Raw genomic sequence first — 242 nt, 5'->3', positions numbered from 1 at the left:
GAGCCCAGGGTGGATCCGCGCGACGATCTCGTAGGTGATCGTGCCGCACCAGGATGCCAGCTGCTCGGCGGTCACCCTCTCGTCCCCCTGTCTCCCGAGGAGGACCACCTCGTCCATCAGCGCGGCGTCCGGGACGTCGGAGACGTCGACCATCGTCATGTTCATGCAGACGCGGCCGCGGACCGGCGCGCGGCGACCGCGGACGAGGACGTGGGCGTGGCCGGAGAGGCCCCGGTCGTACC

At 71.5% G+C, this 242-nt stretch carries 1 protein-coding gene; it reads right to left on the bottom strand.

The window, feature by feature from the left end:
• Window positions 1-242: alanine racemase C-terminal domain-containing protein (locus ACKPVM_RS20530; RefSeq protein WP_409311591.1), on the bottom strand; the 242-nt coding region annotated here is incomplete at both ends.

This window comes from Pectobacterium hainanensis, assembly GCF_046237015.1.
Taxonomy (GTDB): domain Bacteria; phylum Pseudomonadota; class Gammaproteobacteria; order Enterobacterales; family Enterobacteriaceae; genus JBJYIN01.
This window is presented reverse-complemented; position numbering and strand designations above follow the sequence as displayed.